We start from the raw sequence: 13408 nt of genomic DNA on the forward strand, positions 1-13408 counted from the left end.
CGGCAATACGCGTCGTCAACGTCGATGCATTCGCGTGCGATCTGTTCGATGTTGCGGCCAAGCCGCCGTCCGCACGCATCATCACGACGGACATGATCATGACGATAGTGCACAGGCCGGGCGACATCGTTGGCTCGCCGCTGTTTCCGAGCCCGACGCAGTTTCCCGACAGCCCTCTGTCGAAGGCGCTGCAGCAGCCGTTGCTGCTCGGGCTGTTCCTGCCGATCCAGGCCGGCGGCTGGAGCGCGTCGACCTTGCCGCGATCCACGACCTGGACCTTCGACTACAATCGCGACCTCACGCTCGACGCCGAGGCGTTCGGCTTCGATCTCGTTTTTGCGCTCTCGCAATGGCTGCCCAAGGGCGGCTATGGCGGCGTGTTCACGGGGGAGGCGCTCGACTCCTTCATCACCACGGCATCGCTCGCTGCCGTGACGTCGCGGATCATGCTGATCTCGACCATCCACGTGCTCTATGGGCCGATCCATCCCCTGCATCTCGCCAAGTACGGCGCGACGCTGGATCACATTTCGGGTGGTCGCTGGGGCATCAATGTCGTGACCGGCCACCGTGCCATCGAGCACGAGGCGTTCGGTTGGAACCAGATCGAGCACGATCGGCGTTATGAGTTGGCGGCCGAATTCATCGAGGTGCTGCAGCGACTGTGGACCGACCAGGAGAATTTTTCCTTCACCGGCCAGTCGCCATGGCGCCTCAGCAACGCCTTCGTGACGCCCAAGCCGCGGTTCGGGCGGCCCATCCTGGTCAACGCCACCGGGTCCGACGCCGGGATTGCATTCGCCGGCCGCTACTCCGATATCGTCTTCGTCACGAGCCCCGCCGGCTCTTCGTTTGAAAATGCGATTCAAGCGCTGCCCGCGCATGTCCAGCGCGTCAAGCAATCGGCGGTCGATGTCGGACGGGAGGTGCGGACGCTGCTCAATCCCATGGTCATTTGCCGCGAGACCGAACGGGAGACCCGGCAGTACCATGACGCGATCGTCGACCATCTCGATCCGGTCGCGAGCATGCAGAACTTCGCCAGCGATGCGCATGCCTGGAAGGGACGGGTGGGTGTTGACGCGCCGAAGCGCCGCGCCATCGGCGGCAATATCGAGGTGATCGGTACGCCCGAGCAGGTCGTCGAGCAATTCGTGCAGCTCAAGGAGGCCGGGATCGACGGGCTGCAGCTGAGCTTCTTCGACTTCAAGCCGGATCTCGACTTCTTCGGCCGGCGAGTGCTGCCCTTGATGGAGCAGGCCGGGTTGCGCCATGCCGTGCCGAATCCCGAGGTCGGTTGAGCGCATGGCCATGCGGATCAAACGGAGGTGACTTCAGGCCGCCGCGCGGCGGTTGCCTCGTGGCGGAAGCGGGCGGCGGGATGCGACGACGGCAGGCGGGCCTGACCGGGGCCGAATATCTTCTCGCGCAACGTGCCGGGGGCGTATTCGGTCTTGTAGACGCCGCGCCGTTGCAATTCAGGCACGACGAGCTCGGCGAAATCCCGGTATCCGCCGGGTGTCACGGCGTAGCTGAGGTTGAAGCCGTCGATGTCGGTCTCATCGACCCAGGCCTGAAGCTGGTCGGCCACCTCGTCCGGCGAGCCGATGATCACGGGGCCGCGGCCGCCGATTCCGTTGTGCGTGATGATCTCGCGGATCGTCCATGGCCGCTCGGTCCTGGAAAACGAATCGATCATCGACGTGACCGCGTTGTCCTTTTTCACTGTCGGGAACGGGTCGTCGAGGCTGTAGCGGGAGAGGTCGATGCCGGTCCAGCCCGACAGCAAGGCAAGCGAGCCCTTCGGGTCGATGTAGCGTTGATAGTCGCGGTACTTGGCTTCCGCCTCGGCACGGGTCTCGCCGACGATCACGGTCGTCAGGGCGTAGAAGCGAATATCCCTGCCGTCGCGGCCGAATGCCCGCGCGCGTGCGCGGGTCTCGGCGACATTGGCCGCGGTGCGGGTCTTCGAATGTTCACCAAGGAGCACCGCTTCCGCGTGCCGCGCCGCGAAGTCCTTGCCGCGGTTGGAGGCGCCCGCCTGGAACAGGAATGGCGTCCGTTGTGGCGAGGGATGAACGAGGTGGATGGCATCGATCTTGAAGTGGTCGCCCTGATGATGGACTTTGCGGATCCGCGAGGGATCACCAATGACGCCCCGGACCGGATCGACCACGACGGCTTCGTCGTCCCAGCTGCCCTCCCAAAGCGCGTAGACGGCATCGAGGAATTCGTCCGCGAGATCGTAGCGTGGGTCGTGGGCCATGATGGCGTCGCGGCCGACCGCGCGAGACGCCGCGTTGGAATAGCCGGTCACGATGTTCCAGGCGACGCGACCTTTGCTCAGATGGTCGAGGGTGGAAAACCGCCGCGCGAGGGTGAAGGGGGGTTCATACGACACCGGAGCCGTGACGCCGAGCCCGAGATGCTTGGTGACGTGCGCCATGGCCGACACCAGCAGCATCGGATCGAGTTTCGGAATCTGCGCGCCGGTGCTTAGCGCAGCGTCGGCGGTTCCAGCGTAGACGTCATGGATCCCGATGCCGTCGGCGATGAAGATGGCGTCGAACCTGGCGGCCTCGAGGATCCGGGCGACATCGGTCCAGTAATCCAGCGTTGCGAAGTCGAGGGAGCGGTCGTCGGGATGGCGCCATAACCCCGGCGAGAGATGGACCGGGCTGAAGATGGCAAAGCCGTTGACCTGGATTGTCTTGGGCACGGTGAGGTCTCGCAAGCGGGCTGCTACTGGAAGGTCGACGGTTCCGGATGCGCTCCGGTCAGAAACCAGGTGCCGACATTGCGCGTCTTGTATTCGGCCGGATTGTGCAGCGTGTGGATCCGCACGTTGCGCCAGAAGCGGTCATATCCGTTGGCGATGGTGGCTGAGCGGGCGCCCATCACCTCGAAGATGCGGCTGGTGACGTCGAGCGCGACCTCGCCGGCATGGGCGTTGGCGCCCGCGATCACGACCGCCGCCTCGCCGCGCTCCTGGAGCGTGAGGTCACGGCCACGCGACCAGACCCAATCGAGCTTGTCGGCCGCTTCATCGGCGAGCAACGTGGCGGCTTTGACGCGCGTATAGAGCTCGCCATAGACGCGCTTCACCCATGGATCGTTGGTGTGCGTCTCGACGCCCGAGTGAATCCAGGGCCGCGATTTTTCCCGGGTGTAGTCGCGCGCGGCGATCAGCGCGCCCTGCGCGCTGCCGATGAAAACGTTCAGCAGGGTGCTCTGCTGCAGGAAGGGGGTGACTGTCTGATAGGGCCGACCGCCGTCGGGCTTGTAGTCGAGCACCTCGTTGCGCTGGATGCGCACGCCGGTATAGGTGACGCGACCGCTTCCGGTCTGCCGCTGGCCGAAGCCGTCCCAGTCGTTTTCGATCCGGATGCCGTCCCGGTTGGCCGGGATCGCCGCGAAGCTGCGCGCGTTGGTGTCGCGGTCCTCCCAGGCGACCTGCAGATAGTCCGCGATGTGCGATCCCGACGTGAAGGGACGATAGCCGTCCAGCACATAGCCATCGCCGTCGCGCCGGCCAAACAGGCTCTTGGAAAAGCTGTTGGCGGTGTTTCCCCAGAACCAGTTGCCGGCCGCGGACCGCCGGAAGATGTCGGCGGCCTGTTCGGTCGTTCCGCGCAGATGGGCGGCATGCTGGGAGCCGAAATGGTAGCCGTAGAGATGGCCCAGCGCGCCGTCGACCTTGGCAAACTCACGCGCAATCTTCAGCGCGGTCGACCAGCGTTCGCCTGCGCCGCCGAATTCCTTCGGCACCAGCAGATTGAGCAGCCCGCTGTCCTTGAGGAGCGCGAGTTGCTCGAGCGGTTTGCCGCCGGCGCGATCACGCTCGGCCGCGTCCCGGGCAAAACTCTCGCGCAGTTGCACCGCCTTGGCGAAATGGGAATTGGACGTATCGAGATCGAAACTCATCGGAAGCACCTCGTGCGGGATCAGGCTTGCAGCCAGACATCGGCAAAGTTTGCGGATGGGCCATCGATCGTCGTGGTGTGATCGCGCACCTTGCGGTTGGCGATCGTCAGGTTGGCGCCCGTCACCAGATTGATGTCGGGCAGGTCGGTAGCGATGATGACCTGGAACGCGCGGAACAATTCGCGCCGCTTGACCGGATCGCTCTCGACGGCCGCGGCCTCGAGCAGCCGGTCGGCCTCCGGATTGCTGTAGCCCGAGCCGTTCGAGAACGGCACGCCGGGCTTGAAGTTCTTCGACCAATAGAGCCGCTGGACACCGACCGTCGGGTCGAAGGAGTGGCTCATGCCGTTGCTCATGAAGTCGAAGTCGCGATTGGTATAGGTGCGTTTGAACCAGGTGGGCACGTCCTGCGCGCGCAGCGTGACCCCGATGCCGACATTGGCGAGCGCCTGCCGGGTGTAGGCGCCGAGTTGCTGATAGGTCTCGCTGTAGGGCATGTAATCGTGAAAGACCTTGAAGCGCGTGCCGTCGGGGCCGCGCGGCAATCCGGCCGCATCGAGCAGCGCCTCGGCCTTCTTCGGATTGAAATCGTGGCGGGGAATGTCCGGATTGTAGAACTGCTTCAATGCCGGGCTGATCGCTGCGGGAGCGTTTTGGCTCCAGCCGTAGAACACGACCCGATTGATGGTGTCGCGGTCGACGGCGTGCGCGACCGCCTGCCGGACCTCCGGCTTGGCGAAGTAGGGATTGGCAAGGTTGAATTCGAGCCGGTAGACGATCGGCTGGTAGTCATAGCCGCGCGTCTCGATGACAAGGCCCGGATTGGCCTTCAATGCCTCGATCTGTCCGAGCGGCACCGGCGTGTCGGGCGCGTAGTGGATTTCTCCGGTCTCGATCGCGACCGCGCGGGCGTTGGCATCGGCGATGAAGCGGATCACGATGCGGTCGAGGTATGGTTTGCCCGGATCCCAATAGTTGGGATTGCGTTCGAGCAGGATGTGGCTGCCCTGCTTCCATTCCTTGAAGACGAAGGGCCCGGTGCCGATCGGCGCGCGCCCATTGGGATTGGCCAGCGGATCGGTTCCTTCATAGATATGTCGGGATACGATCGGCGATTCCGAGGCTGTCAGGGCGGCAAGCAGGTAGGGGGCCGGCTTGTCGAGCACGATTTCCGCGACATGCGGATCGGGGGTGCGCACTTCGTGCACCGACGCGAGGGTGCCGCGGCCGCGCGGATGGTGCTGCTTGAGGAGATCGATCGAGTAGGCGACGTCCGCCGACGTGAAATCCCGGCCGTCATGCCATTTCACGCCACGCCGAAGCTCGAACCGGTAGCGAAGCCCGTCTTCGCTCCTCTGCCAGGACGTCGCGAGTTGAGGCCGTGGATTGAAGTCGAGATCGAAGGTGACGAGCCCTTCGGTGACCTTTCCGCTGACGCGCGTTGTCGGACCCGCCGTGTGCGTGAGACTCACGAGAATCGGCGGCTCGGGCTGAATGACGACGTTCAGCGTGCCGCCGTGCTTGCGTTCGTCCGCGGCGCGCAGCCTCGAAGGCACCACTCCGCCGGCGAACGCTCCCGATGTCAGCAGCAGGGCCTTCGTGAGTTGTCTGCGCGTAAGTCCGTTCATTGACGATCACGTTTCAACCGGGAACATTTCACCGCAGTAATTCATCGAAGGATCGCACAATCAATCCTGCTAGGCGTTTCCTCGCATAATGAAAATTTTGCTGCTGTACGTATGCAGTGGCGCGTTCGCGAACGCGCGCCGTGCCTGCAAACTACAAAAGCAAATTCTCCCGGACGCGTGCCTAAGATGGCAGCGGCATAACTTCTGCTGCGGATGGTGACGAGATGTCTTGTTCGATCGCCGCAGCGTAAGGGGAGAGGCGCGATGGCGCTGGATCGAAGGACATTCAATCGCGGACTTCTCGCCACCGGTACCGCCGGCCTGTTCACAGCCTCGCAAGGGATTGCAGCCGACGCTAGGCCGGTCCCCGGTGGAACCTTGAACTGGGTGTATTACCCCGATCCGTCCGCGATCATCGCGATCAATACGTCCTCGGGGACGGGGCAGACGATCGGCACCAAGATCAATGAAGGGTTGCTGGCGTATGACTACGATCTCAACCCGCGACCGGTCCTTGCGACATCCTGGAACATCAGCGAGGACGGCAAGCGCTACACGTTTCGCCTGAGACCGGGGGTGAAATGGTCGGACGGCAGGGAGTTCACCGCGGCCGACGTGGCGTTTTCCATCGAGCGGTTGAAGGTCGCTCATCCGCGCGGCCGGATCACGTTCGCAAATGTCGAGGCGGTCGAAACGCCCGATGCGCTGACGGCTGTGATCGTGCTCTCGAAGCCGGCGCCGTTCCTGATCTCCGCGTTGGCCGGTGCCGAATCTCCGATCGTTCCCAGGCACATCTACGAGGCCCTCAAGCCCGAGGAGCAACCCCGGCTGGAGCAGACCATTGGCACCGGACCGTTCATCCTTCGCGAATGGGTTCCGGGAAGCCATCTGCTGTTTGTTCGCAATCCAAACTATTGGGATGCGCCAAAGCCCTATGTCGATCGCGTGGTGCTGAAGGTGGTGCTGGATCCCGCCGCGCGCGCGGCGGCGCTGGAGGCCGGCGAGGTCGATATCGGGGCGACGCCGGTGCCGTATGGCGATGTCGAGCGTTTCAAGCTCGACAAGCGCTTTGTGGTCGACACCACCGCCTATGCCTATTCGGGTCCGCAGCAGCAGCTGTTCTTCAATTTCGATACGCCGCTCCTGCAGGATCGCCGCGTCCGCAAGGCGATCGCCCACGCAATCGATCTGCGCGCTTTGGTCAACGTCGTCTTTTTCGGTTACGCGCTTGCCTCGCCGTCGCCCGTCAGCACGGCGCTTCCCAAATTCTACGACCCGGCGATCCAGGCTTGGCCGTTCGATCCGAAAGCGGGCGACCAGTTGCTCGACGAGGCCGGTCTCAGGCGAGGAGCCGGCGGCCTGCGGGCTAAGCTCAGGCTGACGCAAAACCCGTTCCTGCCAGCGAGCTTTGCCGATTTCCTGCGCAACTCGCTGCGCAAGATCGGACTGGACATCGAGATCCTGCGCTATGACCTTGCGACCTATCTGAACGTCGTCTATCGCGACCGTGCCTTCGATCTCACCATCGAGAGCCTCTCGAACACGTTTGATCCGACGCTGGGCGTGCAGCGCGCCTATTGGTCGAAGAATTTCCGGATCGGTCTGCCGTTCTCGAACGCGGCGCATTACAGCAATCCCGAGGTCGATCAGTTGCTGGAGGCCGCGGCAATCGAGCCCGACGTCGGGAAGCGGCGGACAATTTGGGCGAAGTTCCAATCGATCATTCACGAGGAGGTCGCATCGGTGAACCTGGTCGCTGCCGGTGGTGTCATCATCGCCAACAAGAAGGTCCGCAATTTCGCGCCGGGAGCCGAAGGGTTGAACGGAAGCTTTGCGGATATCTGGATCGACCCGTCAGCTTGAGCCATACGCTCACAATCTTTCTCCATCGGCGGCTTGCGCAGAAGAGTCATAGCGTCGGTCCGGCCAAGAATGAAAATCTGTGAGATTGCGCAAAGTGAATGCCGATTGTCATACTTGCGCACATCGGCGGAGTGTCGTTCCGACGTTGCGTGACGGCTTCGGGTTGCGCGTCCGGCAAAGGAATATCGCGATGATCGCAAGACGGACCCTTCTCACCCTCCTGCTTGCGGGGAGCGGTCTGCTGGCCGGCTTGTCGTCGGGCATCGCCGCGGACGCGCTGACAGTGCGGATCGGCTTTGCGTCGGTCGGCGCGGACAACCGCCAGTTTTCCGGTGGCTCGTCTGCGGCGGTGGCCCATTCGGAGCATTATCTCGACCAGGATTTGCGCGACCGGCCGGACGTGAAGGTCGAGTGGTACTTCTTCAAGGGGGCGGGGCCCGCCGTCAACGAGGCCTTCGCCAACAACCAGCTCGACTTTGCGATCCAGGGCGATCTGCCCGAAATCATCGGGCGCGCGAACGGTCTGAAAACCAGGATCCTGCTGGCCTCTGGAGCTCACGCTCCCATCTACCTCGCGGTGCCCTCAGGCTCGCCGATCCGCAAGGTCGCCGACCTGCGCGGGCGCAAGGTCTCGATCTTCCGTGGAACCAACAACCATCTTGCGGCTGTGAAGGTTCTGGCTGGAAACGGTCTGCAAGAGCGCGATGTGCAGATCATCAACATGGATACCGCGACCACCAATGCGGCATTGACCTCAAAGGATATCGACGCCGCCTTCGGAAATTTTCCGCTGGCGAGTCTCGCCGAGAAGAGCATCGCGGAGATCGTCTACACCACAAAGGGCGACAATCCGGCCTGTGAGCGCCACTCGACGCTGATCGGGCAGGACGCCTTCATCAAGGCGCATCCCGATATCACGCAGAAGATCGTCTCGGCGATCGTCCGTGCCGCGCGCTGGTCGTCGGACGAGGCCAATCGGGAGGCGTTTTTCGAGATCTCGTCCCGCAGCGGCTTTCCGGCATCGGGCTATCGGTTCGACTTTTCAGGTCAGGAGTTGAAGTACCGCAACACGCCGATCATCGATGCTTCGATCATTGAGAGCTACCGGGTGCAGGCTAGGCAGGCGAAGGAGTTCGGCTTGCTTCGCCGCGACGTCGATCTCGACGGGTGGTTCGACCGCTCGTTTCTCGACGTCGCGTTGAAGGAGAAGGGGCTCGTCGGCTATTGGCAGGAGTTCGATGCGAACGGCAAGCCGCAGGCGGCCGGGCAGTGAGCGTTGTGTTGAAACTGCCGGATGCGTCGCGCGCACCGCTTGAACGCGCGAGCGGCCGCCTGGAGGTGCGCAACGTCTCCAAATCGTTTGTCGTCAACGGCGCGCCCGTCGAGGCGTTGCGCGACATGTCGCTCGATGTTGCCGCAGGCGAGTTCGTCGTCCTGCTGGGGCCGAGCGGATGCGGGAAATCGACGTTGCTGCGGCTGATCGCCGGGCTCGATCGGGATTTCCGCGGCACGATCAGCCAGGACGGAGAGGCGATCGCGGGGACCAGTCTCGAGCGCGGCATCGTCTTTCAGGAGCCGCGGCTGTTCCCCTGGGCGACGGTTGCGCAGAACATTGCGCTGGGCCTCAAGAATGCACCGCTCAGCGAGCGTGCCAAGCGGGAGTCGATCGCTGCCCATATTTCGCTGGTTGGGCTCGACGGTTTCGCCGAAGCCTATCCGCACCAGCTCTCCGGAGGTATGGCCCAGCGCGTAGCGATAGCACGCGGTCTGGTCAATCGTCCCCGACTGCTGCTCCTGGACGAGCCCTTTGGTGCGCTCGACGCCCTCACGCGGGCGCGTCTCCAGCTCGAGCTTCAGCGCATCTGGGCGCACGAGAAGGTGACCATGATTCTGGTCACCCATGACGTCGACGAGGCCGTCTTGCTCGGCGATCGGGTTCTGGTGCTCGCGCCTCGCCCCGGACGAATCTCGCATGTTTTTAAGGTCGGCGCAGCGCGGCCAAGGGCGCGAAGCGACGATGATCTGATCCGGATCCGCAACGAATTGCTGCGCGCGCTTGGCGACGACGAGGCGGGTGCGGGATCGGAGGCTGCCGTCCCGGGAAATCCGGCATGAGCGACGCTGCGCTTCGATCACCCCTCGAACCAGATGTCTCATGGCAGGCCGGAATCAGGCGCATCGCCGCCGGTCGCGTTGGCGAGGTCCTGGCTCGTCAGCTGGTGACGCTGGGTTGGCTGCTCATCCTGCCGGCCATCGCGTTGCCGATCTGGGTTATCGGAGCAGACCGTGGCTGGCTGCCCGAGCAGATCCTTCCGCGGCCGAGCGATGTTCTGCATACGCTTCGCGACATGATTGCGAGCGGCGAACTGGCCCAGCACGCAGGCTACAGCCTGCGCCGCGTCGCCCATGGGTTCGCGATCGGGGCCGGAGCTGGTCTGGTGGTTGGCTCGGCCATGGGACTGTCCCGCCGCTTGGATGACTATATTCGTCCGTTGTTCACGGCGATCGCCCAGGTGCCGGCGCTCGCCTGGATTCCGCTTGCGATGCTGCTGCTCGGCATCGGCGAAGGCTTGAAGATCGTGGTCATCGCGAAGGCCGCTTTTGTGCCTGTCGTGATGAACACCAGTGCCGGCATCGCGAATGTGCCGAAGGCCTTCGTCGAGGTGGGAGAGACATTCCGCTTCACGCCGTGGCAGATGTTGCGTCACGTCGTGCTCCCGGGCGCGGTACCATCCATCTTCACGGGCTTGCGCTATGGGCTTACCCACGCCTGGATCGCGCTGGTCAGCGTTGAGCTGCTGGCCTCGTCGGAAGGGCTGGGCTACCTGTTGGTCTGGGGACGCCAGATGTTCTGGCTGGATACCGTGCTTGTGGCGATGGTCGTGATCGGCGTGATCGGCTTTGCAAGCGACAAGGTCCTCGCGGTCATTGAGGCTCGCTTGCAACGTTGGCGGATCGACGGTGTCCGGTAGCACGACCCTCAGGACGGTCGGCCGGGGCCTGGTCCTGCCGCTCGGCCTGCTGGTTGCGTGGGAGATCGCGAGCCATTCCGGTCTCGTCAACCGGCAATTCCTGCCGCCGCTCGAACATGTCGGCTCCAGCGCGTGGCAGGAATTGACGAGCGGCGAACTCGCGCAGGCGCTCGCTGCAAGCCTGCGTCGCGATCTCCTCGGGCTGGCTCTGGGCGCTGGTGCTGGCGTGCTGGCAGGTCTTCTTCTCGGTCTGTCCCGGATCGCGGACCGCATTCTCACGACCTGGTTCAATGGGCTCAAGCAGATTGCGTTGCTGGCATGGATCCCCCTGATCTCGCTCTGGTTCGGCTTCGATGAGAGCGCCAAGGTCGTCTTCATCGCGCTCGCGGCGGCGATCCCGGTGATTCTCAATCTGGTCGAGGGTGTGCACACCACCTCGCGGAAGCTCGTCGAAGTCGGCGAGGTGTTTTGCTTCAACCGTCTCCAGTTCATTATTTACGTCTATCTTCCGTCGGCGCTGCCGTCGCTGCTGACTGGCCTGCACCTCGCATTGATCTACGCGTGGCTTGCGACCATTGGCGCCGAATACTTCATGGCGGCCGGCCCAGGTATCGGCGGTTTGATCATTGCGGGCCGCGAGCGCTTCGACATGGATCTCGTGATGCTCGGTATCCTCGTTGTCGGCTCGGTCGGTTTTGCGATCGACCGCGGCGCGAACTGGCTGGAGCGGAGATTGATCCCGTGGAGGTCTGCGTCGACGCAGGGCTGACCTGCGCCGGATACGCGCTGTTCGCAATAGCTGTTTCCATTACGCATCGTGCGGCGACAAGAACTCCCTAATCTTGCCGACAACTTTGCGATCGACGTGGCCGACCGCCGTCTCTAGCATTTCGCAACGTTGTTCGCCGTGCAGTGGATGCGAGCGGATTGAACCAAGCTCGAGAGGCGCGTGGTGATATTGCGGTCATCGCAGCCGGACCGGACAAGGGCGCCGAGCAAGCTGGAGATACCTGATGACAACCGACCAACGTGAACCGTTTTCGCCGTCACGGCGCCGCCTCCTTGGGCTGGCCGGCCTGGTCGGGGCGACTGCGCCCTTCGCCGCCATGCAGGCGGCGCGCGCTTTTCCGGCCTTTGGCCTTGGCCCGTCCGCCGATCCTCTCAACGGCGCGCCGATCTGCCGGGTGGCGAACCCGGACGAGGCACCCAAGGGGCCGTCACGCCGCATCCGCTTTGCCTATAATGGCACAGGAATCTGCACGGCGGCGGTGCCTGTCGCGCTGCACCGGGGCTTCTTCGCGCGCCACAATCTGGATGTTGAATTCCTGCAGCTTGCCGGCAGCACCGACCAGATGCTGCAATCGCTCGCCACCGACAAGGCCGATGCTGGCTCCAGCATGCTGCTCAACTGGCTGAAGCCTCTCGAGCAGGGTATCGACGTCAAGCTGACCACCGGCCTGCATGGCGGCTGCACGCGGTTGTTCGTAAGGAAGGACTCCGGTTTCAAGGACATCACGGACCTCAAGGGCAAGACGATCGGCGTATCCAGCATTTCCGGTCCGCCGCGCAACTTCTTCGCAATCCTGCTGTCGGACAATGGGCTCGACCCGCAGACCGATGTGCAGTGGCGCGAATTCCCGGCCGATCTGCAACTGACCGCCTTGCAGCGCGGAGAGATCCAGGCCATCGCCGATTCCGATCCGAATGCCTGGCTCACGGAGCGACGCGCCAACGGCGATCTCGTCGAGATCGCGTCAAATCTCACCGGCGACTATGCCAACCTGTCGTGCTGCACGCTCGGGGTGCGGAGCTCGCTCTGGGCATCGGATCCCGCCGCGGTGAAGGCGCTGACCCTCGCCATTCGCGAGGCGGCGCACCACGTTGCCGAAAATCCCGACGACGCCGCCGAGATCTTCTCGAAATACACGCCCAAGGTCGCGGTCGCCGAGCTCGCCGCCATGCTGCGCAGCCACACCCATGGCCATCACCCGGCAGGCGCAGAGCTGCGTCGCGAAGTCGTGAAGATCACGACCGATCTGAAGCGTGCCACGATCATCAAGCCGAACACGGATCCCGCCAAGCTTGCCAATCGCGTCGTGGTGGATATCGACGTCTGACTGTCCGAAGGGAGCGCTTCATGAGCGATACGAGAGCCAAGCCGACCTCGCACATCGTACCCGGACCGGCCGAGACAGACCCAGCCGCGTCGGCACTGAGTTCACGCTACGGCCAGCACGTGCCTCAGATTGGCGAGCTCTGGAACGAAGTTTTGGCCAATCTCCTCGCGCACCGCTCGGTGCGCGCCTATCGTCCGGACCCCTTGCCGCCGCGCACGCTGGAAACGCTCGTGGCTGCTGCGCAATCGGCTCCATCGTCCTCCAACCTTCAGACGTGGAGCGTTGTCGTGGTTGAGGACCAGGCGCGAAAGGCGCGCCTTGCCGAATTCGCCGGCGGGCAGAAGCACATCGTCGAAGCACCGTTATTCCTGGTGTGGCTCGCGGATCTGTCGCGCGCGGAGCGGCTGGCGAGGAACGCGCAGCATCCCAAGGACGGATTGCCCTTCCTCGAAACCTTCCTCCTGGCGGCGATTGATGCGGCGCTGGCCGCCCAGAACGCAGTTGCGGCCGCAGAAGCGCTGGGCCTCGGATCGGTCTATATCGGGGCTCTTAGAAACAAGCCGCAGGCCGTGGCCGAGGAGCTTAGATTGCCACCGCAGGCGGTGGCGGTATTTGGCCTATGCATCGGTTATCCGGATTCGACGCGGCCGGCCCAGGTCAAGCCGCGCCTGCGCCAGGGCGTCGTAATCCATCGTGAGCGTTATTCGACGGCAGGTGAAGATTCCGGCATCGCCACCTACGACACGACATTGCGCAAATTCCAGAGCGGCGAGGGACTGCCTGCGACGGGTTGGACACAAGCCGTGCTCAACCGGCTCGGGTCAGTCCGCTCGCTGAATGGTCGGGATCGGCTGGTCGAAGAGCTGCGGATCCTGGGGTTTCCTCTTAAGTAAGATAAGGACAA

Annotated in this window: 11 protein-coding genes; 8 read left to right on the forward strand and 3 right to left on the reverse strand. The window is 63.7% G+C overall.

What is annotated here, in order from left to right; all coding sequences use genetic code 11:
- Window positions 1-98 precede the first annotated feature (98 nt).
- Window positions 99-1301, forward strand: coding sequence for an LLM class flavin-dependent oxidoreductase (locus QJT82_RS13970; RefSeq protein ID WP_028340019.1), 1203 nt, complete (start codon window positions 99-101; stop codon window positions 1299-1301).
- A 17-nt stretch (window positions 1302-1318) separates the two neighbouring features.
- On the opposite strand, the gene QJT82_RS13975 is transcribed toward QJT82_RS13970, so the two are convergent.
- From QJT82_RS13975 to QJT82_RS13985, 3 genes are read right to left on the reverse strand one after another with little or no spacing between them, the layout of a single operon-like run.
- The gene (locus QJT82_RS13975; protein ID WP_028340020.1) at window positions 1319-2719 is read right to left on the reverse strand and encodes an LLM class flavin-dependent oxidoreductase; all 1401 of its coding nucleotides are present in this window, start codon (window positions 2717-2719) and stop codon (window positions 1319-1321) included.
- Between the two features lie 23 nt (window positions 2720-2742).
- Entirely contained in the window at window positions 2743-3924 is a 1182-nt protein-coding gene (locus tag QJT82_RS13980) for an acyl-CoA dehydrogenase family protein (protein WP_035631299.1), read from the reverse strand.
- 20 nt (window positions 3925-3944) lie between these two features.
- Entirely contained in the window at window positions 3945-5552 is a 1608-nt protein-coding gene (locus QJT82_RS13985) for an ABC transporter substrate-binding protein (protein WP_028340022.1), read from the reverse strand.
- 264 nt (window positions 5553-5816) lie between these two features.
- On the opposite strand from QJT82_RS13985, the gene QJT82_RS13990 reads away from it, so the two are divergent.
- The 7 genes from QJT82_RS13990 to QJT82_RS14020 all read left to right on the forward strand — a co-directional run bounded on the left by QJT82_RS13990 (window position 5817) and on the right by QJT82_RS14020 (window position 13397).
- Window positions 5817-7415 carry an ABC transporter substrate-binding protein gene (locus QJT82_RS13990; RefSeq protein WP_028340023.1) on the forward strand — a complete coding sequence of 533 codons (1599 nt, stop codon included), beginning with the start codon at window positions 5817-5819 and terminating at the stop codon, window positions 7413-7415.
- Between the two features lie 190 nt (window positions 7416-7605).
- Window positions 7606-8688, forward strand: a complete 1083-nt coding sequence (locus tag QJT82_RS13995; RefSeq protein ID WP_035631268.1) for an ABC transporter substrate-binding protein — start codon at window positions 7606-7608, stop codon at window positions 8686-8688.
- A gap of 116 nt (window positions 8689-8804) precedes the next feature.
- A complete protein-coding gene (locus tag QJT82_RS14000; protein ID WP_245288684.1) occupies window positions 8805-9530 on the forward strand; it encodes an ABC transporter ATP-binding protein in 726 nt (241 codons plus the stop codon).
- Window positions 9527-10387: an ABC transporter permease gene (locus QJT82_RS14005; RefSeq protein ID WP_028340025.1), complete on the forward strand. Its 861-nt coding sequence runs from the start codon at window positions 9527-9529 to the stop codon at window positions 10385-10387. Before QJT82_RS14000 ends, QJT82_RS14005 begins: the two co-directional genes overlap by 4 nt.
- Entirely contained in the window at window positions 10377-11156 is a 780-nt protein-coding gene (locus QJT82_RS14010; protein WP_028340026.1) for an ABC transporter permease, read from the forward strand. The genes QJT82_RS14005 and QJT82_RS14010 overlap by 11 nt, the downstream gene beginning before the upstream one ends.
- Before the next feature lie 244 nt (window positions 11157-11400).
- Window positions 11401-12504 (forward strand): ABC transporter substrate-binding protein, encoded by a 1104-nt coding sequence (locus tag QJT82_RS14015; RefSeq protein ID WP_028340027.1) that lies wholly within the window; start codon window positions 11401-11403, stop codon window positions 12502-12504.
- A gap of 20 nt (window positions 12505-12524) precedes the next feature.
- Window positions 12525-13397, forward strand: coding sequence for a nitroreductase family protein (locus QJT82_RS14020; protein ID WP_080686701.1), 873 nt, complete (start codon window positions 12525-12527; stop codon window positions 13395-13397).
- Window positions 13398-13408: the final 11 nt, after the last annotated feature.

The organism is Bradyrhizobium sp. Mp19, assembly GCF_029952935.1.
GTDB lineage: Bacteria > Pseudomonadota > Alphaproteobacteria > Rhizobiales > Xanthobacteraceae > Bradyrhizobium > Bradyrhizobium elkanii.